The sequence below is a fragment of the Xanthomonas hortorum pv. cynarae genome, assembly GCF_002939985.1.
Classification (GTDB): Bacteria; Pseudomonadota; Gammaproteobacteria; order Xanthomonadales; family Xanthomonadaceae; genus Xanthomonas; species Xanthomonas hortorum_D.
Genome location: NZ_MDFM01000033.1, coordinates 1 through 18,043, shown reverse-complemented (window position 1 = coordinate 18,043; position 18,043 = coordinate 1). Strand labels below are relative to the sequence as shown.

Below are 18,043 nucleotides of genomic sequence, written 5' to 3'. Positions count from 1 at the left end.
ACACGTCGCTACATGTACGCGCAGGCGATGCCGCTTACACTTCGGCGAAGTGCGGCAAGATCGGGTTGTCGCCGTCGGCGTGCTGTTCGATGACCTTGCGCTGCATCGCGGACAGATACGCATCCAGCTCTTCGGTGGAGGCGAACACATCGCTCAGCGGCACCGCCTTGACCATGTCGAAGACCTTGCGGATCTGCGGCTGCGGGTTGGTCACCAGCAGCTTGCCCTGATGGGTCGCCAGCGCCTTGCGCACCTTGAAGATGCTGCGGATGCCGGCGCTGGAAATGTATTCCAGCGCGGTCAGGTCCAGCACCAGGGTAACGATGCTGGTGCCCAGCAGTGGCGACAGCGCCGCATCCAGGTCCTGGTAGGTGTGGGAGTCCAGGCGCCCGGTCAGGATCACGCGTTGACGGGTGTCTTGCGGCGGGTCGATCTGGATGGCGAGCGTGGTCATGGCAGTGCCTCGGGGACAGGGGCGTACGGATGCAGCAAGGTGATACGCACGACGTTATATGCACCATCGCGACGGTAGTCGATGTGATCGGCGAACTGATGCACCAAAAACAACCCCAATCCGCCGATCGGCCGATCGTCGAGCGCGGCGTCCAGCTCGAGTTCCGGCAGCGCACGCGGGTCGAAGGCGCTGCCCGGGTCGCTCAGCTCCAGCACCAGCGCCTGCGCGTCCAGCTGCAGCTGCAGGCGTAAGGGCTGTTCGGCGCATTGGCCGTGGGTGAGCGCGTTGCAGCCGAGCTCCTCCACGATCAGCCGCACCTGGCCGATGCGCGCTTCGTGCAGGCCTTCGCGCATCAGCGAGTCTTCCAGCGCGTCGTTGGCGCCGGCCAGTTGGGCCAGCGACGGCGCGATGGCCAGTTCGAGCTTCATCCGGTCGTTGCCTTTCCGGGACCGTCCCGGCCAGCGTCTGCCACCGGCTCAGCATGCTCCTGGCGCAGCCGGATCGCCAGCAGCGTGATGTCGTCGTACGCGTCGGCCTGGCCGGTGAAGCCGGCGATGTCGTCGATGACCGCCTTGCACTGTGCCGCCGCGCTACGGCGCGGGTGCAGCGCGGCCAGCAGCCGCTCCAGCCCGTAGCTGGCGCCGTGTTCATCCATCGCCTCGGTCACGCCATCGGTATAACCCAGCAGCGTCTGCCCGGCGCGCATGCGGCCCTGCAGCACCGGGTAGGCCAGCTGCGGCTCGATGCCCAGCGGCGCACCGGTTTCCAGCGGCAATGGCCGCACCGTGCCATCCAGGTCGATCAACAGCGGCGGCTCGTGCCCGGCGCTGGCCAGCCAGTATTCGCCGCTCACCACATTGATCACCCCGCACAGCACGGTGGCGAACATGCACGGCTCGTTGTTCTCGGCCAACCGCGTGGAGGCGGCGATCAAGATGGCGTCCGGGCGTGTGTGCCGGCGCGCGGCGATTTCCAGCACGCTCACTGCGCGCGCCATGAACAAGGCGGCCGGCACGCCCTTGTCGGAGACATCGCCCACCACAAACCACAACAGCCCCGGCTCGGTCTCGATGAAGTGGTAAAAATCGCCGCCCACCGCCTTGGCCGGTTCCAGCCAGGCGCAGGTTTCCAGATGCGAGTTGGCACGATCGAAGGTACGCCCGGATGGGAGCATCGCCTGCTGGATCTCGCGCGCAATCTGCAGCTCGCTGTACATACGTTCGCGCGCAGAGGTCATCTCGCCGATCTGCGCGATATGGTCGCGGATCGCACCGCGTGCACTGTCGAATGCACGCGCCATCACGCCCACCTCGTCATCGCGTTCGATATGCCGCAGCGGGTACTCGAATTCACCACGGCGAAAATGCTCGGCGGTATCGGTCAATTCCTCGATCGGCCGCGTCAAGGTGCGCGTGATCCGCCCCATCAACCACCACCACACCGCCGCGCCCAGCAACGCCGCCAACGCCACCCATGCGGCCAGCCAGTTCAGGCCGGCCAGCACGTAGTTTTCCGATGCGGACAGCACAAAGGTCCAGCCGCTGCGCCCCACCGCCGCGCTATGGGTCAAAAAGCGCTCGCCATCGGGCGCGGTGTGCGAGAACGAGATCGGCTGACCCGCCGCCACTGCACGCTGCAGCGGAGCCAGATCCGGGCGCGAACGCGCCACGTAGGTAGCGAGCGTGTCATGCAGATTGAGCGCAGGGTCGGGGCTGAACATCACCATCCCCTCCGGCGACAACAGCATCGGCCGGATGCTGATGTCGTGCGGCAACTGGTCGATGATGGCGCGCAGATGTTGCAGCGGCAGATCCACGCTCACCATGCCCACCGGCGCCGCATCCACCGCATCGCCCGGCCGGCGCAGCGGCAGGTTGTAACTGGTGTACAACTCGCTGCCGCCATTGGTGTTGATATACGGCTCGGACCACCATGCACGCCCTTCGCGCTGGGTGCGCAGATACCACGGCATCGCGCGGTAGTCGTCGCCCAGCTCCTGCACCGATTTTTCCAGTACGCGGGTGCCATCGCGATGCACGTACCAGACAAACCCGGTATCGCCGGCTTTTTGCGTGCGCGGTTCGATGATCAAACGCGCCGCGCCGATATCCGGGTCGCCACTGAGCGTAGCCAGCAGCAACGCACGCAGATTGAACGGCTGCAGCCCCACCGCACCGCTGCTGGCGGCCAATGTGCGGCCGCTCACCTGCACCGAATCCAGCATCGCCGCCAGGCTGCGCGCGGTCTGCTCGGTCAAGCCATCCACTTCGGTGCGCGCTGCCTCCACCAATTCGGCACGGGCGCCCAGATAAAACACCGTGCCCAGGACCGCCAGCAGCAGTACCAGCACTGCGGTGGCGGCCAGCAACACGCGCATGCGCAGGCTGCGCCGCCAATGCACGCGCGGGGTGACGGCCACGTTGTCGGCTGGCGATGTGAACCCCGTGGCGATAACGCGCTCCCCCTAGCGGACAGGTCGAATCATGGCAGCTTTCCGGCGGGCAACAACTGCCTCACGTCAGCTGCCGTAAATTGACCCCACCGGCTCAAGCGGACTAGATTGAGCCCCCTTATCGCCATGGAGGCCGGCCTTGCGCCTGATTCTCACACCGAGCCTGCTGGCCCTTTTGCTTACGGCCTGTAACGCCCCGGAGACCAGCATGACCCAGACCACATCCCCCGCAACCGAGGCCACTGCAGAAGCCGACGTGGAGGCGGGCGGTCGCGGCCTTGCCAAATTGAATCCCAGCCCGCGCAAGGCCTTCGAGGTCACGGTCACCCTGGACAAGGCGCCTGGTACCTTCGGCCTGGTCCAGGGTGCGGCGCAATACGACGTCAGCAACGAAGCCGAATGCGGCAAGATCCAGCCCGACACCGGTACCGCCGGGCGCATCACCAGCCAGGAAGATTTCGCGCTCAAGAAGATCTCCGACACCGAATACCGCGGCACCGTCTATCTGGACCTGATGCAGGACGAGGACTATTACGGCCGCGGCGTCTGCCATTGGGAATTCAGCGGTGCCAGCGTGCTGCTCAAGGCCACCGGTGCCGAGGAAGAAACCCGCTTCCTGTCGTTTATCGAAGGCAAGACGGTGACTGCGCAGCAGCCGCAGACGAAGTACTACTGGAGAGAGGGTTATCCGAACTCAGGAATGGATGACTTCCCTGATGTGGGCGAACTGACTCCTGACAAATTCAAGCCTGAGATCCGCGACAATCTCTTCACCATCACACTGGCTGCCAAGGAAGTTGCGCCATGAGCATTCCATCGCCCCAATATGCGGGCTTGTCTGAAGACGCCTACAAGGATCGTGCGGTAGGTCGGCGTGCGCCGGGGCAGGAAGAGATTGTCACGGTTGAGGGGCAGCGTTACGCCGTTCTCGAACACGTCAACAACAATTCCAATGGCTACCAGGGCACCATTTACCGCCGCGAAGGCAGTGGCGAGATTGTGGTCGCGCATCGGGGCACTGAAGGCGCGGCCAAGGACATTCTCACCGACGCGGCGATGGTCACCTCGCGGACCAATCCGCAAGCAGCCGATGCGCTGGCATTGACCAAACACGCGCTCGATTATGCGGAAATTGCGGGAAAGCGAACCGGCCACGCACCCGAAGTCACAGTCACCGGCCACTCCCTCGGCGGCGCGCTCGCACAGGTCTCTGCGCACCACTACGACCTCAAGGGCGAAACCTTCAACTCGTACGGCGCGGCCAGCCTGAGCTACCGCATTCCGGAAGGCGGCAACAGCGTGATCAACCACGTCATGGCGTCCGATCCGGTCAGCGCCGCCTCACCGCATTTCGGGCAGGTGCGCATCTATGCCAAGCCGGATGAAATCACCACGTTGAATGGCGCCGGCTACAGCAACAGCAAGGCCAACTTCCTGATCCCGGACTACCCGCTGGTGGCGGCCGGCAGCTCGCTGGGTGCGCACAAGCTGGGCAACTTCCTGGGTGAGCACTCGGCGCTCACCGATCCCAACGCGCGCCCGCTGGCCGAAAAGAACGCGCGGATGATCGACGAATACCGAAACGATGTGGATGGGCTGCGCACCGGCACCACCATCCTGACGCGCAGCGCGCGTGGCCTCGGCCAGGACGCGGTGGACGCCATCCGCGGCCCGCTCGCCCCAGGCGAGCCCGCCAAGCGCGACGCGCGCGAGCATGGCAACGACCACACCTCGCTGCGCATCGACCAGCCCGGGCACGTGGGCAATAGCCTGTTCCAGGATGCGCAACGTGGCGTGCACGCGCAGGACGCCCGTGCCGGGCGCAGCCCGGATCAGCAGAGCGCGCAGTTGTCCGGCTCGCTCGCATCGGAAATGCATGCCATTGGCGGCAAGCGCATCGACGAGGTGGTGATGAGCCCTGATGCCGCGCGCACCTTCGCCGTGCAGGGTCGTGCCGACGACCCGGCGCAGCTGCGCGTCAGCGTGGAGACGATGACTGCCATCAATACCCCGCTGGAACAGAGCAGCCAGCGCGTTGCAGACAATGCCGCACGCCAGTCGGTGGCATTGGAACAGCAGCAGTCGCAGACCCAGCAGCAACAGCAGGGCGCACGCGCGATGAGTTGAGTGCGGTCATGCGTTCGCGGCCCGGTGGTGTTCATTCGCCCAACCAGCCTCCGTGACGCAGCGCCGCTTCAACCTGCGACTGCTTCCATCGCACGTTGCACCAAAAACGCCGGCTTGCCCGGCGTTTTTTCGTTTGATCGCTGCCGATCCTGCAGCGAGAGCTCGTTGAGTGCGCCGAACAAGAGTGCGCCGAACAAGCAGGGCATCAGGAGTTGCGCTTCCACCAGCGCGCCCAATTGCCGGCAGGCCTGTAGCGCGTCGCCGTATCTGATCAGGCCCAGGTCCATTGCGGTCGCAGACGATCGGCCATGCGTGTCGTTGCGGCGACAGAGCGCCAGCATCAGATGCCTCGCGCAATACCGCGCCGTTTTTCTGTTGCACCCGCACAACATCGCGCTGGCGAAAATAGTGCCAGTTCGCTGGCGCAAGGTTTTTTCCGCCGCGAACTATGCCGCAATCGCCCAGCACCTATAGCGAGCGCAACCGCGTTGCAGTGCCGTGTTTGAATCGCCACCGTTTCGCAGCGTGCGTGGCATCGCGGCATTGCCCGCATCGCCGCACAGCACGCATCGAGATTCAGGGGGATCAGGCAAGGCGCCGCGTGGCGCAACATCCATCGATCAAGGGAGAGGGTTTCATGAGCATGTTTCGTAAGGGCTATAGCCGCTTGCTGTTGGTGCTGCTGCTGGGCTTCGTCAGCGCCGGCGCAGGCGCGCAAGGCATCGCCAAGGGCGCCGATGTCAGCTGGCTCAACCAGCAGGCCGCGGCCAACCCGCCGCAGGTGTTTCGCGATGCGGCCGGCAACACTACCGACTTCATCAAGCTGTTCAAGGACGTCGGCGGCAACGCCATTCGCCTGCGCGTGTGGGTCAACCCGTCCGGCGGCTGGAACGATGGACGCGACACGCTCGACAAGGCCAAGCGCGCCGCCGCGCAAGGCATGCGCATCATGATCGACTTCCACTACAGCGACAGCTGGGCCGACCCCGGCAAGCAGACCAAGCCGGCCGCCTGGGCGGGCCACTCCGTCGCCCAGCTCAATACCGATGTCTATAGCCACACCCAGGGCATCCTCAAGTACCTCAAGGACAACGGCATCACCGTGACCTGGGTGCAGGTGGGCAACGAGATCAACAGCGGCATGCTGTGGAACGAGGGCAAGACGCCCAACTTCGCCAACCTGGGCCAGTTCATCAACAGCGGCTACAACGCCACCAAGGCCGTGTACCCCAACGCCAAGGTCATCGTGCATCTGGCCAACGGCTACGACAACGCCAACTTCCGCTGGTTCTTCGACAACCTGCGCTCGGCTGGCGGCAAGTGGGACGTCATCGGCATGTCGCATTACCCGCCGGTGGGCAGCTGGCAGGACTACAACAACCGCCTGGACACCAACATGCGCGACATGATCTCGCGCTACGGCAGCGACGTGGTGGTGGCCGAGGTCGGCATGGACTGGCAGCAGGCCGCCACCACCCGCGCCATGCTCACCAACCTGCTCAGCCGCAGCAACGCCATCGGCTCGCGCGTGCTCGGCGTGTTCTATTGGGAACCCAACGCCTACCCCGGCTGGCAGGGCTACACCATGGGCGCGGTCAACAACAACGGCCAGCTGACCGAGGCGCTGCAGGCGTTTTGACCGGCCGCTATCGACTGCCCCCGTAGGAGCGCACCCGGGCGCGACGGGCTTTACCGGTAACGCCCCTCGCGCCCAGGTGCGCTCCTACGGTGCATGCACATCGGCCCATTCCGCGCCGAGCCGGGCGCTGGCGCTCGGCAATCGCCCGGCGGCCCTCATCCTTTGGTCGTACACCGGCAGCGGCCGCATGCGTGGCATCCGCCACCAACGCATTCCGCACAACACCATCCCATTCCATACGCACCCGTAGCGAGGAATGGCAACAGGTGCGTGCGGTACACTTGGGGGTTCACGAATTCACGATGTCGACACACCCGCGGGGTGTGTCCCCCGGGAGCGCTAATGAACTGGTTGAACGAAGTGCTGCACAACGATCCGAACCCGCTTGAGACGCAGGAGTGGCTCGAATCGATCAAGGCCGTCATCGATGTAGAAGGTCCTGAGCGCGCCCATCAGCTGCTGGAAGGCATGGTCGAACAGACCCGCCGCGGCGGCGCTTACCTGCCGTTCTCGCCCACCACCGAGTACGTCAACACCATCGCACCGGCCAACGAGGCCAAGAATCCCGGCGACTCCGCGCTGGAGTGGAAGATCCGCTCGATCATCCGCTGGAACGCCATGGCCACCGTCGTGCGGGCCAACCGCAAGCCGGGCGACCTGGGCGGCCACATCGCCTCGTTCGCCTCCAGCGCCACGCTCTACGACGTGGGCTTCAACCACTTCTGGCGCGCGCCCTCGGACAACCACCCGGGCGACCTGCTGTTCATCCAGGGCCACAGCGCCCCGGGCATCTACGCCCGCGCCTTCCTCGAAGGCCGCATCAGCGAAGCCCAGCTGGACAACTTCCGTATGGAAGTGGACGGCCAGGGCATCTCGTCCTACCCGCACCCGTGGCTGATGCCCGAGTTCTGGCAGACCCCCACCGTGTCGATGGGCCTGGGCCCGCTGGCCGCCATCTACCAGGCGCAGTTCATGCGCTACCTGGAGAACCGCGGCCTGATCGAGAAGTCCGACCGCAAGGTGTGGTGCTTCATCGGCGACGGCGAGTCGGACGAGCCGGAAACCCTCGGCGCCATCGCGCTGGCCGGCCGCGAAGGCCTGGACAACCTCATCTTCGTGGTCAACTGCAACCTGCAGCGCCTGGACGGCCCGGTGCGCGGCAACGGCAAGATCATCCAGGAACTGGAAGGCGTGTTCCGTGGCGGCGGCTGGAATGTCATCAAGCTGCTCTGGGGCGGCTACTGGGACGCCCTGCTGGCCAAGGACACCGACGGCGTCCTCAAGAAGCTGATGATGGAAACCGTCGACGGCGAATACCAGAATTGCAAGGCCTTTGGCGGCGCCTACACGCGCGCCAACTTCTTCGGCAAGTACCCGGAGACCGCGGCCATGGTCGCCGGCCTGTCCGACGACGACATCTGGCGCCTCAACCGTGGCGGCCACGACCCGCACAAGGTGTACGCCGCCTACAACCAGGCCGTGAACACCACCGGCATGCCCACCGTGATCCTGGCCAAGACGGTCAAGGGCTACGGCATGGGCTCGGCCGGTGAGGCGCTCAACCCCACCCACCAGACCAAGAAGCTGGACGACGCGGCGGTCAAGCACTTCCGCGACCGCTTCAACATTCCGGTCACCGACGCCCAATTGGAAGACGGCCAGGTGCCGTTCTACCACCCCGGCGAAGATTCCCCGGAAGTGCAGTACCTCAAGGAACGCCGCAACGTGCTGGGCGGCTTCCTGCCCTCGCGCCGTCCCAAGGCCAGCAAGTCCTTCGTCGCGCCCACGCTCGACAAGTTCGAGCGCCTGCTCAAGGACAGCGGCGAGCGCAGCTATTCCACCACCATGTCGTTCGTGCAGAGCCTCAACATCGCCCTGCGCGACAAGGAACTGGGCCCGCGCATCGTGCCGATCGTGGCCGATGAAGCGCGCACTTTCGGCATGGAAGGCATGTTCCGCCAGATCGGCATCTATGCCCCGTTCGGCCAGAAGTACAAGCCGGTCGATGCCGACCAGCTGATGTACTACCGCGAGGACCAGACCGGCCAGGTGCTGCAGCAGGGCATCAGCGAGCCGGGCGCCATCGCCTCGTGGATGGCCGCCGGCACCAGCTACTCGGTCTCCGACGTGCCGATGCTGCCGTTCTACATCTACTACTCCATGTTCGGCTTCCAGCGCGTGGGCGACATCGCCTGGCAGGCAGCGGACATGCGCACGCGTGGCTTCCTGCTCGGCGGCACCGCCGGCCGCACCACGCTCAATGGCGAAGGCCTGCAGCACGAAGACGGCTTCAGCCAGGTCATCGCCGGCTCCATCCCCAATGTGCGTAGCTATGACCCGACCTTCGGCTTCGAAGTCACCGTCATCATGCAGCACGGCATGAAGGCGATGATGGAAGACCAGATCGACGAGTACTACTACATCACCCTGATGAACGAGAACTACGCCCACCCCGGCATGCCGGAAGGCGCAGCCGAGGGCATCATCAAGGGCATGTACCTGCTCAAGGAAGCCGGCAAGCCCAAGAAGGGCGAGCTGCGCGTGCAGCTGCTGGGCAGCGGCACCATCCTGCGCGAGGCCATTGCCGCGGCCGAGCTGCTGGACAAGGACTTCGGCGTCACCGCCGACATCTGGTCCTGCCCCAGCTTCAACGAAGTGCGCCGCGACGGCTTCGCCGCCGAACGCTGGAACCGCCTGCACCCGGAGGCCGAACAGCGCAAGCCCTACGTCACCCAGCTGCTGGAAGGCCGCCAGGGCCCGGCAATCGCCGCCACGGATTACGTGCGCCTGTTCGCCGACCAGATCCGCGCCTTCGTCCCGATGACCTACAGCGTGCTCGGCACGGATGGGTTCGGTCGCTCGGATACGCGTGCGAACTTGCGCCGGTTCTTTGAGGTCGACCGTTACTACATCGCACACGCGGCGATTGCCGCGCTGGCGAAGGATGGCAAGATGACGGGGAAGGATGTGGCCCGGGCGATCAAGCAGTACAAGATTGATCCTGAGAAGGCGAATCCTGTTGGGGTTTGATGCTGAGCGCCGCGCTTTACAAGAAGCGCGGCGCAGTCTTGCATGGGGATAAGTAATGGCTTCAGATAAAACGGACGTAATTCTGCACCTGTTCGAAAAGTACTGGGATCCCGGCAACCTTCGACTCACCAAAACGCTTATGACTTTGCAAGATGTCGCGGAAGCGATTCGTGCTTGCAATACTCAAGACGGTAAAGATCGTAGCGATAGAAACCCCGCGAACTTCCTTAAGGACGTGATACGTAGCCGTGGGGCTTCGAAGATTTGGCCGAGAAAAATAGCGCTTCTTGGGTATACCGGTGAGCAGCGTACAGGAACGGGCGATTCTTTCGAGTTCGTTCCTTTATCTGCTGGCGATGATGAGCCCTTTCCCGATCTCTATCGAGTAACGGATAAAACCGAAAGAATAGACATGCAGTCGGTAAGCATGTCCTTGGCCTCAAGGGAACTGGGTCGATCAGACGAGGCTTGGTTGATCCAAACTGCGGTAAACCTGCGTGTAATCGAGCAGCATATGGCCACTGTCTCCGCGCTGCAGGTCAAAGAGGTTACGCATCTCCAAATGACGGTAAAGCTGCGAGCCACTGAAATTGACGCTCTGTATCTAGCTAACGTTCCGGGCTATTCCAGCGTTTTTATAACGTGCGAAGCAAAAAAAGGTAGCGAGCGAATATTAACCGGCCAAATAATGAGTCAGGTTAGAGCTGCATTTGAAACAACAAATGCGGATTTGGTCGTTCCTATCGCCATTAGGTCCGAAAAGGATCTCGGAATTCACGTTATAGAGTTCAAGTCCGTTTCACGTGCCTTGCTTGGAAGTTTTGTCGATTTAGAATTTTCTTCTGATGCGCTCTATCGTTTAGTTCCCGCTGTCAGAGGGATCTAAAAAATTTTAGTTGTTTGGATGCACGAGCAAAGAGGTGTCGGTAACTGGCACCTCTCTTTAATGTCTCATCGAAATTTGTGGCTGGCACGGCTTCGAAGAGGTTACTCGGAAGGTGTGCCAATCTATGGTGTCAGATTGAGACTGGCAATTGGCGAAATCTCTGACTGCTTACGCTTCTTTATTCCGCTTTTCTTGTCCCTGCGACCGATTGGATTTGCGATACCCCAGTAGGCAGCCGCTTCGGTCGTGCCGAAGCGTAGCAGGGCATCGTCTCCAAGCGAAACGACTTTTCTAGGGCGTTGTGGCTTGATCCCCAGAGCACGCATCACCTCGCTTGCGACTGATCGAGCGAGAGGAGGCGGTACGGCGTTTCCTATCTGGCGCGCACCATGCCACTTCGTCCCATTGAATCGGAACCAATCGGGAAAGCCATGAAGTCGGGCCATCTCGCGTACGGTGATGCAACGATTCCATTTGTAATGGATTGGGCGTGGGCTGGTAAAAGCGCCGCGCGCCGAATCTGTTCCTGCTCTAAGCGTGTTTGACACGCCCTCAGGGTGAAGCTTGAAGAAGCGGGACACGGGTTCGACCTCACCTGGAGGCGTTGAGGCAAAGCGTTCGCGCGATATCTCGCTATGATTAGAGCGGGCGCTCGAAGTCAAAATAGCGGGGTTCCAGTCCCTCCTGTATCCATATTCCCAGCCTGTCGAGTCCAAGCAGCGCATGTGGGAAGCATAGGTATTGGTATCGTTCCAACGTGTTACGCGCACTGCTTCGTTTCCATTCAGTCGAGCGAATCGTTCGGCATCCGGTAGATCACTAAGAGCATCGAAGCAGGTTGGTGCTGTAGGAAGCTCGGTCTCTGTGGCTCCGGGCTTGCGGGTCGTAGGCATGGGATAGGATGGAAGCGGAAGGCCCCGCTTGGCTCCGAGCAGAAAAAGGCGTTGCCGATCTTGGGGTACTCCATAAGAACAGGCGTTGAGGACCTTCCAGTTCTCAACGACGTCGTAGCCCGCTACCTTGAACTCCTCGATGATCTCGACGAGGAACTTTCGATGCTTGCCGACCGTAAGTCCCTTGACGTTTTCGAAGACGAAATAGCGTGCGTCCAACTCGCGAACGATCCGCACGAAGTCCTTCACCAATGAATTTCTCGGGTCGTCCAGCGCGCGTTGTCCGATAAGCGAGAAGCCTTGGCAAGGAGCGCCTCCGAACACTACGTCAACAGTGCGTTCGCCTATACCTGCCGCGGCGCGAATGGTCGATCCGCTTAACTCCGTAACGGATCTCGGGATCACTCGGCAATGCGGGAAATTGTACTCATGGACGGCTGCATGCACTGGATCTATCTCCACGGCCGCAACTACATCGAATCCAGCCTGTTCGAAACCAAGGCTAAGGCCGCCGGCGCCGGCGAAGAGGTCGATTCCTAGGGGTCTGCTCATAGTCGGAAGTATAGTAGGCCCTCGCTCCTTTGTCGATCGGAAGAGGTCATTTTGCATGATCAGAGATCCTTCTCTTAAGGGTGGCGGATGTTGCGGCAATGCTGTCTCAAGGTTTGAGACGGAGGATTCATGGATCGATTGACTCCGGAACGGCGCAGCTGGCTGATGTCGAGGATAGGCTCGAAAAATACGAAGCCAGAGCTTGCATTGAGGTCGTTGCTGCATGGGCTTGGGTTCAGATTTAGGTTGCACCGGCGAGACCTGCCTGGCACCCCTGATGTGGTCCTCCCCGGCCGTAAAACTGTCATCTTCCTTAACGGATGTTTCTGGCACGGTCATGCGTGCAAGCGCAACAAGATGCCGAAGTCTAGGGTGGATTACTGGGGGCCTAAGATCGAAGCCAATCGTCAGCGAGACGCGAAGAAGCGCAAGCTATTGCGTGCGCTAGGCTGGCGTGTGCTGGCCGTGTGGGAATGCGAGCTGAAAGATCTCTCTAGGCTTTCAGGTAAACTCGTGCGCGTGCTCGATAGCCTCCATTGTTAAAAATGTATTTGTCAGACACTCATGCGTAGCGCGTGTTGGGCATCTTGCTGGTGGCTTCGTGCCAATTGCTGTTGCCGTATATGTGCCTGTTCCTGGTGAACTGCCTGGTCGATAGAAGCGGCTGCGCGCCTGTGGATTGGGTCGTCGATGCGCCCTCTGATCGCGACGATGTCGCCGTTCTTGCCCATCAATACTTGACCGACCAACGGGGGGCGGATTCAACTCCGATTCGCAACGCTGTTGAGGACCTCCTCGGAGAAGACTTCGAGGGGCGTTATCTGGCAGATAGTGCCGAGCGTGCTGATTGCGGCGCAGTTCGCGGCTGATCGTGCTGGGCGCGCGCTCCAACGCATCGGCGATGGCCCGCATCGACATCCCGGTTTCATATAAAGCATGCAAACGGTATCGTTCGGCCTGGTCCAGGCGGCTGGATGACATGGGCAACTCCACTTGGCGGTGAAGTCGCTCAAGTCAGGTCGCCTGGGCCACTTCACAACCGTTGGTGTTGCGAATCGGAGTTGAAGCCGCCGGGGGATTAAGCAGCGAATGATGTAGTCAGCGCTGTCCACAAGACAAGCTTTGTAGAGCCCTTCCCATAGCGTGCCGGTGTGCACGCGGCGGCTATTGATGCGCCCAAGCCGCTGTATCAGCTGCCCGATCCGTCCTGGTGCAGGTGGCGTGGCAGGCAAATGCATATGGTTGTTGTCCATCCATACATAGGCATGCAGCTGGCAGCCTGTGGCGTGTAGGAACTCATGCAGCAGGAGCAGGTGGCGCAGCAGGTCGCCATCATCCAGAAAGCACGGCAAGCGGTTGTTCCCGCGCCGCACGATATGCTGCGGGATGCCGGGAAGGTCGATGCATCTGAGTCTGGCCATATCGCAACGTTCGCAGCTAGGCGTTCGTGTTGATAGCGGGTAGACCATCCAAAAGTTTGAGGCAGTTGCCTGGAATTTGCGTAAGAAGTGAACTTGACCCCGTAGCGCTCAAAGTGGTCTTACCTTTCGCACGCAATTGTGAATTTGTCGTAGACTTTGATCAATGGCGTCAGGCACGCAGTGGCGCGGACGAACTTAGCAAAGGTGTAGGGCGCCATGATCACAGAGCGACATATAAGCAGTGTTTCAGATTTCCTTGTTGCTATCCGAGAGGATCGTGAAATGCGATCCGGCACAATTTGGTTCCGAGGTCATTCTGACGCGGCATGGAGACTGCTGCCGGGATTCATGCGGTCTGCCTCTGATACCTCCGAAACTACGCTTCTCAATCGATTTCGGCAAAGCGCAGCAATGCTCGCAGATGGACGCCCGGCAACGTCATTCGACTGGACATTCCTCATGCAGCACTATGGGGTTCCAACTAGGCTGCTCGACTGGAGCGAAAGCCCCCTCATTTCTATGTATTTCGCGGTTGAAGACTGGGCTGACAAGCCGAATATTGACGCTGCCCTTTGGTGCCTCTGGCCCACGTCTTTAAACCAAAATGCTAACATCGTAGACAAAGTTGAAGGTCATTATATTCCTTCTTTCGAAGATGACGAGCTTCAGGGTTACACTGTTGACAGCCTGCGCCAAAACACTAGATTGGAGCTATTTCCGGTCGCAACCATCGCTACGAGGAACAACGCTAGAATTCAGGCGCAGATGGGCACCTTTACTATTCACCATAATAAAAAGATTGCGATCGAAGACGTCGGTGATCATTCGCACGTTGCGAAATATATAATCCCTCACGCTAGTAAAGAAGCGCTTGCTGAGGAGCTTAAGCTACTTGGCATGACAAGGTTCAGCTTATTCCCTGAACTCGCGAGCGTCGGTGCCATTCTCAAGGATATGATGAAATGAGCTACGTCGATACCTCAAGCCTTAAGAACAGCACTATTATGTTGCTTTACTCAGAGCGTTCCGAAATAAACATGAGTCCTGAGTATCAGCGCATGGGAGGGGTTTGGACTAGTGAGAAACGTCGGCTTTTGATTGACTCAATTCTTAATGATTACGATCTGCCGAAAATATATTTTCATGTGCTTGGACAAGATGAGGTGCATAAATCAGGATTTCGCTTTGCCGTAATTGACGGGCGGCAGCGTCTTGAGGCAATTTGGGGCTTTATGAATGGCGATTTTACGCTGGCTTCTGATTTTGAATATCAACGAGATGCTCAGCTAAATCTTGGCGGACTTAGTTATGAGGATATTGCGAAACAGTACCCCAAGATTCGTGTGAAGTTCGACTCCTTCGTTCTTCCAGTTGTTACTGTGGTGATTGAAGGCGATGATATCGATCTGATCGAGGATATGTTCTCTCGGCTAAATGAGGCGGTTCCGCTGAATGCCGCGGAGAAGCGAAATGCAATTGGTGGCGATGTCGTCCGGGCAATTACGGATGTTTCTCAGCACATTTTTTTTCATAGTCGAGTTAAATTTCGCAATAACCGTTACCAGCATCGCGAGGCTGCAGCACGATTTCTACTCGTCGAAGATAGTCTCAATACTTCTGGTCAGATCGTTGATACAAAAAAGGTCTATCTAGATTCGCTCGCCAAGCGATACCATGACGGGTATAGCGCTCGGGTTGACAAGCTCAAGGCTGATGTAACGAATGTACTGAATCGGATGGCGGCGGAGTTCGCCGCAGGTGACGAGCTCCTACATGCACAGGGAATTCTCGTGGTTTATTACCTGATCTTTCGATCGGCGGTTATCTACGGAGAGGAAGCAAAGATCACTCGGCGTAGCCTTCTTGATTTCAGGCAGAAGCTAGCTGTGAACCGTGAGGCTGCGATAAAAAATTATGAGGGGGCCTCATTCGATCTGCTTGAGTTTGATCGCCTTAATCAGCAGGGGACCAATGATGCTTCTAGTATAAAGGAGCGTGTCAAAATCCTTAGTGAGTTTCTCGGCGTCACGCTTCAGAAAATCTGAAGCATCTCAACTGAAGAAATAACGTGATTAATAACGCGGTCAGGTTAAATTATCAGTCGACAATAAGGGGTGGTTAAGCGAGCCGCCCGTACAGGTCCGCGCGGCGATGTCTGATAGCGGGCCTGTATCGCTTCCGTCAGGCTGAGGTCTTCTTCTTGAGCAGGGGGCCCGGCCATGCCGCGTCAGCCGCGTCTGGAACTGCCCGGCGTTCCGATGCATGTCGTCCAGAGAGGCGTGAATCGGTGCGCGATCTTCTTGGAAGATGAGGATCGGCATCACTATTGCCTGCTACTACGCGTGGCCTGCGAGCGCTTTGCTGTGCGGGTGCATGCGTTTGTGCTGATGGACAACCACGTGCACCTGCTGGTCTCGGCGGATAAGGCTGGCGCGGTGTCTTCAGCGATGCGGCTCAGTGGCCAATCGTATGTGCAAGCCTTCAATCTCAGGCACTGGCGCAGCGGAACCCTGTGGCAGGGGCGTTTCAAGTCCTGCTTGGTGCAGACCGAACGGTATGTGCTCACGGTCTTGCGCTACATCGGACTCAATCCGGTACGCGCCCGCATGGTGGAACTGCCAGCCGAGTACCGCTGCTCAAGCGTGCACACGCATCTTGGGCTTGCGAAAAGCCAGCTCATCACGTCGCACGAGGTCTATTTGCATCTTGGTTGCGATGCAGCCGAGCGGGTGTCTGTCTATGCAAGTGGCTTCATGCGGGTCTAGCCCGAGAGGACGAACATGCATTCCGCCTTCACCTCATGCAGGAGCGCGCCTTGGGCGACTCGCGCTTCCAGGCGATGGTAGAGCGTGCATTGGGCAGGCCAACGACGTGACGTCCACGTGGTCGTCCTGCCGGGGTGACTCAGGTTGGCCAATTGCCTCAATCCCTTTAAATGGCGCTGTTGCTACAGACGGAGGCGGATGCTGGCGAGCAGTTCGTCGGACAGGCTTTGCCGACAAGAGCGCGGTAGTCGTTCGATCGCTCATCCCAGCCGTTGCCAAGCGCAGGCCACCAGGAGTGTGGCGTCAGCGCGGAGTGCCCGCGCTGGCCAAGATTGGCTACTGGACCGGTGATACGCCGCCGGATCATCAAGCAGGCGTGCACGCACCGGGGTGTTCCAAGAAGTTCGCTAAACCATTCGGGGGCTCATGCTCTGAGCCTGGGGCTCCATTGAAGGCTGCACAGCAGCTTGCTGGGCAAGCGCTGTACTGGAATGTTCGATGGTGGGGGGCTGCTCGCCAGCTAGTACCGATGCGCGGAACCCAGGAGTCGTGCCGACGACGAACACGTCGCCTTCCCGCTCAATGACCCGGCCCACCTTCGACATGTCGTTGATTCCGGCTTCGTGCGCACGCTGAGCGGCGAAAGCGACCCGCTCATCGGAGATGTGCAGAGGCAACCCTTCGCGTAGCCCGGCGAAAAGACGATTGCCAGCGTGCTCTGGATCAGTCATTGCCCTAGCCGAAGGACTGTTACGTTCTTCCGATGGCTCGACCTTCCCAAGTGAGTTGCTTGATCGTCCCTCGCGCGCAGGCTCATTCGCTTCAGGCGTGGACGGGGACGTAGGATGTCGAGACTCCAGCTCGCGAATGGTGTCGATCAACGCGTTGGGCGTTTCCACGGTGGGCAACCATGTGCCTGCATCAATCTGTTTTCCGGTGACGCGAGACACCGTTTCGCTAGCCCACGACGAGCAGTTGTTATTTAGTTCCCAGGTGACATTCTCGCGAAGCGCTTGGTCGAGGGCCTTGGTTTGAGTTGGCGACAGTTCGTAGTAGCGGTCGGCATCAGAAGGTTCTCCCTTTTCTATTCCGGAACGGATGTCGGTGCCGGCCCCGTTACCCTTCACCATCGGATGGTTGTCGGGCCACAGTCCATAATACTCCGTGGGCGAATCGCCTCGCTTGACCGTAATCCACGCATGGCCATCGGTCAGGCCGCCCTGTCCACCGTTGCTGTGTATTCCAAGCACAACGCGTTCATTCGCCGGTTCGGTGCTCATTGCATCGCTCCTTGACTGGAATTAAGGGGCCAACGTCTCTTCACTGTCTGCGTAGACCAGTACGACCTTTTCGCCTGCGTACGGTACGGTGACCTTCGGTGTCCACGGCTCAGCTGGTGGCATGGCAGCTTTCGCCATGGCATCGCATTTATCATTGATGCCGCATCTGCGGATGGCGATACGCAACACGCCGCCGTCATTCGCGAAATCAACGCCAGGAGAATAAAACAGACTCTCTGCAGGCATGTGGTAAGTGATTTGTAGCGACTTTCCTGCTTTCTCGATCTTGACCGGCTGAACATCATTTTTCTTGTAATCAGAGCGCATATTTCCTCCTGCACAAGCAGCCAAGGTTGAGAGTGCGAGTAATCCCGTAGCAAAAATGAGCCTAATTTTTATATCCACGTTCATGCCCAGGTATGGGATTCGTCCTGACACGTTATCACCCGGCACATCGACAAGCTAGAGCGTGTTATGAACTTTGAAATAGAGCGGCTGCATTTCCAAGCATCAGGATCGTGAAGACGACAAAGTGCAAACCGGC

The 18,043-nt window shown here is 59.9% G+C and carries 17 protein-coding genes and 1 pseudogene; 10 read left to right on the top strand and 8 right to left on the bottom strand.

Translation table 11 applies throughout. The annotated features are described in order from the left end of the window. Positions 1 to 34: 34 nt before the first annotated feature. Genes XcyCFBP4188_RS18670 through XcyCFBP4188_RS18660 form a run of 3 tightly spaced genes read right to left on the bottom strand, consistent with a single transcriptional unit; the run spans position 35 to position 2,831 of the window. Positions 35 to 454, bottom strand: a complete 420-nt coding sequence (locus XcyCFBP4188_RS18670) for an STAS domain-containing protein (protein WP_006452511.1) — start codon at positions 452 to 454, stop codon at positions 35 to 37. Next, a complete protein-coding gene (locus tag XcyCFBP4188_RS18665) occupies positions 451 to 882 on the bottom strand; it encodes an ATP-binding protein (RefSeq protein ID WP_023905273.1) in 432 nt (143 codons plus the stop codon). Before XcyCFBP4188_RS18665 ends, XcyCFBP4188_RS18670 begins: the two co-directional genes overlap by 4 nt. Next, the gene (locus XcyCFBP4188_RS18660; protein ID WP_233397346.1) at positions 879 to 2,831 is read right to left on the bottom strand and encodes a SpoIIE family protein phosphatase; all 1,953 of its coding nucleotides are present in this window, start codon (positions 2,829 to 2,831) and stop codon (positions 879 to 881) included. The genes XcyCFBP4188_RS18665 and XcyCFBP4188_RS18660 overlap by 4 nt, the downstream gene beginning before the upstream one ends. 283 nt (positions 2,832 to 3,114) lie before the next feature. On the opposite strand from XcyCFBP4188_RS18660, the gene XcyCFBP4188_RS18655 reads away from it, so the two are divergent. Both XcyCFBP4188_RS18655 and XcyCFBP4188_RS18650 read left to right on the top strand, forming a co-directional pair. Next, positions 3,115 to 3,714, top strand: coding sequence for a hypothetical protein (locus XcyCFBP4188_RS18655; protein WP_167393569.1), 600 nt, complete (start codon positions 3,115 to 3,117; stop codon positions 3,712 to 3,714). Continuing rightward, a complete protein-coding gene (locus XcyCFBP4188_RS18650; RefSeq protein WP_104592607.1) occupies positions 3,711 to 5,033 on the top strand; it encodes an XVIPCD domain-containing protein in 1,323 nt (440 codons plus the stop codon). Before XcyCFBP4188_RS18655 ends, XcyCFBP4188_RS18650 begins: the two co-directional genes overlap by 4 nt. A 68-nt stretch (positions 5,034 to 5,101) precedes the next feature. On the opposite strand, the gene XcyCFBP4188_RS23235 is transcribed toward XcyCFBP4188_RS18650, so the two are convergent. After that, entirely contained in the window at positions 5,102 to 5,320 is a 219-nt protein-coding gene (locus XcyCFBP4188_RS23235; protein ID WP_218972691.1) for a hypothetical protein, read from the bottom strand. Between the two features lie 350 nt (positions 5,321 to 5,670). Here XcyCFBP4188_RS23235 and XcyCFBP4188_RS18640 point away from each other — a divergent pair, with 350 nt between their 5' ends. From XcyCFBP4188_RS18640 to XcyCFBP4188_RS18630, 3 genes are all read left to right on the top strand, one after another. Next, a complete protein-coding gene (locus XcyCFBP4188_RS18640; protein ID WP_104592606.1) occupies positions 5,671 to 6,672 on the top strand; it encodes an arabinogalactan endo-1,4-beta-galactosidase in 1,002 nt (333 codons plus the stop codon). 342 nt (positions 6,673 to 7,014) lie between these two features. Then, entirely contained in the window at positions 7,015 to 9,702 is a 2,688-nt protein-coding gene (aceE, locus tag XcyCFBP4188_RS18635) for a pyruvate dehydrogenase (acetyl-transferring), homodimeric type (RefSeq protein ID WP_104592605.1), read from the top strand. A gap of 55 nt (positions 9,703 to 9,757) precedes the next feature. Next, positions 9,758 to 10,588 carry a hypothetical protein gene (locus tag XcyCFBP4188_RS18630; RefSeq protein WP_104592604.1) on the top strand — a complete coding sequence of 277 codons (831 nt, stop codon included), beginning with the start codon at positions 9,758 to 9,760 and terminating at the stop codon, positions 10,586 to 10,588. Positions 10,589 to 10,710: 122 nt separating this feature from the next. Here the strand turns inward: XcyCFBP4188_RS18630 and XcyCFBP4188_RS18625 are convergent, their stop codons facing one another. Next, positions 10,711 to 12,033, bottom strand: coding sequence for a DNA cytosine methyltransferase (locus XcyCFBP4188_RS18625; RefSeq protein ID WP_043907175.1), 1,323 nt, complete (start codon positions 12,031 to 12,033; stop codon positions 10,711 to 10,713). A 129-nt stretch (positions 12,034 to 12,162) separates the two neighbouring features. Between XcyCFBP4188_RS18625 and XcyCFBP4188_RS18620 the strand changes: the two genes are divergently transcribed. Together XcyCFBP4188_RS18620 and XcyCFBP4188_RS23135 are read left to right on the top strand one after the other, a co-directional pair. After that, the gene (locus XcyCFBP4188_RS18620) at positions 12,163 to 12,576 is read left to right on the top strand and encodes a very short patch repair endonuclease (protein WP_046933741.1); all 414 of its coding nucleotides are present in this window, start codon (positions 12,163 to 12,165) and stop codon (positions 12,574 to 12,576) included. A 32-nt stretch (positions 12,577 to 12,608) separates the two neighbouring features. After that, positions 12,609 to 12,902, top strand: a complete 294-nt coding sequence (locus XcyCFBP4188_RS23135) for a hypothetical protein (protein WP_167393568.1) — start codon at positions 12,609 to 12,611, stop codon at positions 12,900 to 12,902. On the opposite strand, the pseudogene XcyCFBP4188_RS18615 reads toward XcyCFBP4188_RS23135, so the two are convergent. Next, positions 12,841 to 13,014 (bottom strand): annotated as a pseudogene (locus XcyCFBP4188_RS18615) (helix-turn-helix domain-containing protein); the annotation flags it as partial. The gene XcyCFBP4188_RS23135 and the pseudogene XcyCFBP4188_RS18615 overlap by 62 nt on opposite strands. 656 nt (positions 13,015 to 13,670) lie before the next feature. On the opposite strand from XcyCFBP4188_RS18615, the gene XcyCFBP4188_RS18605 reads away from it, so the two are divergent. The 3 genes from XcyCFBP4188_RS18605 (at position 13,671) to XcyCFBP4188_RS18595 (ending at position 16,219) form a co-directional block, all read left to right on the top strand. After that, the gene (locus tag XcyCFBP4188_RS18605; RefSeq protein ID WP_043907680.1) at positions 13,671 to 14,420 is read left to right on the top strand and encodes an FRG domain-containing protein; all 750 of its coding nucleotides are present in this window, start codon (positions 13,671 to 13,673) and stop codon (positions 14,418 to 14,420) included. Then, positions 14,417 to 15,499, top strand: a complete 1,083-nt coding sequence (locus XcyCFBP4188_RS18600) for a DUF262 domain-containing protein (RefSeq protein ID WP_104592603.1) — start codon at positions 14,417 to 14,419, stop codon at positions 15,497 to 15,499. The genes XcyCFBP4188_RS18605 and XcyCFBP4188_RS18600 overlap by 4 nt, the downstream gene beginning before the upstream one ends. 174 nt (positions 15,500 to 15,673) lie before the next feature. Continuing rightward, positions 15,674 to 16,219: a transposase gene (locus tag XcyCFBP4188_RS18595; RefSeq protein ID WP_233397345.1), complete on the top strand. Its 546-nt coding sequence runs from the start codon at positions 15,674 to 15,676 to the stop codon at positions 16,217 to 16,219. A 407-nt stretch (positions 16,220 to 16,626) separates the two neighbouring features. On the opposite strand, the gene XcyCFBP4188_RS18585 is transcribed toward XcyCFBP4188_RS18595, so the two are convergent. Then, positions 16,627 to 17,499, bottom strand: a complete 873-nt coding sequence (locus XcyCFBP4188_RS18585) for a hypothetical protein (RefSeq protein ID WP_006449355.1) — start codon at positions 17,497 to 17,499, stop codon at positions 16,627 to 16,629. Between the two features lie 21 nt (positions 17,500 to 17,520). Continuing rightward, positions 17,521 to 17,910, bottom strand: a complete 390-nt coding sequence (locus tag XcyCFBP4188_RS18580; RefSeq protein WP_006449354.1) for a hypothetical protein — start codon at positions 17,908 to 17,910, stop codon at positions 17,521 to 17,523. Between the last annotated feature and the right edge of the window lie 133 nt (positions 17,911 to 18,043).

Bases quoted from the DNA above. Each gene is read 5' to 3' on its own strand.
- XcyCFBP4188_RS18660 (WP_233397346.1), bottom strand. From the start codon at position 2,831: ATGCGCGTGTTGCTGGCCGCCACCGCAGTGCTGGTACTGCTGCTGGCG.
- XcyCFBP4188_RS18650 (WP_104592607.1), top strand. From the start codon at position 3,711: ATGAGCATTCCATCGCCCCAATATGCGGGCTTGTCTGAAGACGCCTAC.
- XcyCFBP4188_RS18605 (WP_043907680.1), top strand. From the start codon at position 13,671: ATGATCACAGAGCGACATATAAGCAGTGTTTCAGATTTCCTTGTTGCT.
- XcyCFBP4188_RS18640 (WP_104592606.1), top strand. From the start codon at position 5,671: ATGAGCATGTTTCGTAAGGGCTATAGCCGCTTGCTGTTGGTGCTGCTG.
- aceE (WP_104592605.1), top strand. From the start codon at position 7,015: ATGAACTGGTTGAACGAAGTGCTGCACAACGATCCGAACCCGCTTGAG.
- XcyCFBP4188_RS18585 (WP_006449355.1), bottom strand. From the start codon at position 17,499: ATGAGCACCGAACCGGCGAATGAACGCGTTGTGCTTGGAATACACAGC.
- XcyCFBP4188_RS18665 (WP_023905273.1), bottom strand. From the start codon at position 882: ATGAAGCTCGAACTGGCCATCGCGCCGTCGCTGGCCCAACTGGCCGGC.
- XcyCFBP4188_RS18625 (WP_043907175.1), bottom strand. From the start codon at position 12,033: ATGAGCAGACCCCTAGGAATCGACCTCTTCGCCGGCGCCGGCGGCCTT.
- XcyCFBP4188_RS23235 (WP_218972691.1), bottom strand. From the start codon at position 5,320: ATGGACCTGGGCCTGATCAGATACGGCGACGCGCTACAGGCCTGCCGG.
- XcyCFBP4188_RS18630 (WP_104592604.1), top strand. From the start codon at position 9,758: ATGGCTTCAGATAAAACGGACGTAATTCTGCACCTGTTCGAAAAGTAC.
- XcyCFBP4188_RS18655 (WP_167393569.1), top strand. From the start codon at position 3,115: ATGACCCAGACCACATCCCCCGCAACCGAGGCCACTGCAGAAGCCGAC.
- XcyCFBP4188_RS18580 (WP_006449354.1), bottom strand. From the start codon at position 17,910: ATGAACGTGGATATAAAAATTAGGCTCATTTTTGCTACGGGATTACTC.
- XcyCFBP4188_RS18600 (WP_104592603.1), top strand. From the start codon at position 14,417: ATGAGCTACGTCGATACCTCAAGCCTTAAGAACAGCACTATTATGTTG.
- XcyCFBP4188_RS18620 (WP_046933741.1), top strand. From the start codon at position 12,163: ATGGATCGATTGACTCCGGAACGGCGCAGCTGGCTGATGTCGAGGATA.
- XcyCFBP4188_RS18595 (WP_233397345.1), top strand. From the start codon at position 15,674: ATGCCGCGTCAGCCGCGTCTGGAACTGCCCGGCGTTCCGATGCATGTC.
- XcyCFBP4188_RS18670 (WP_006452511.1), bottom strand. From the start codon at position 454: ATGACCACGCTCGCCATCCAGATCGACCCGCCGCAAGACACCCGTCAA.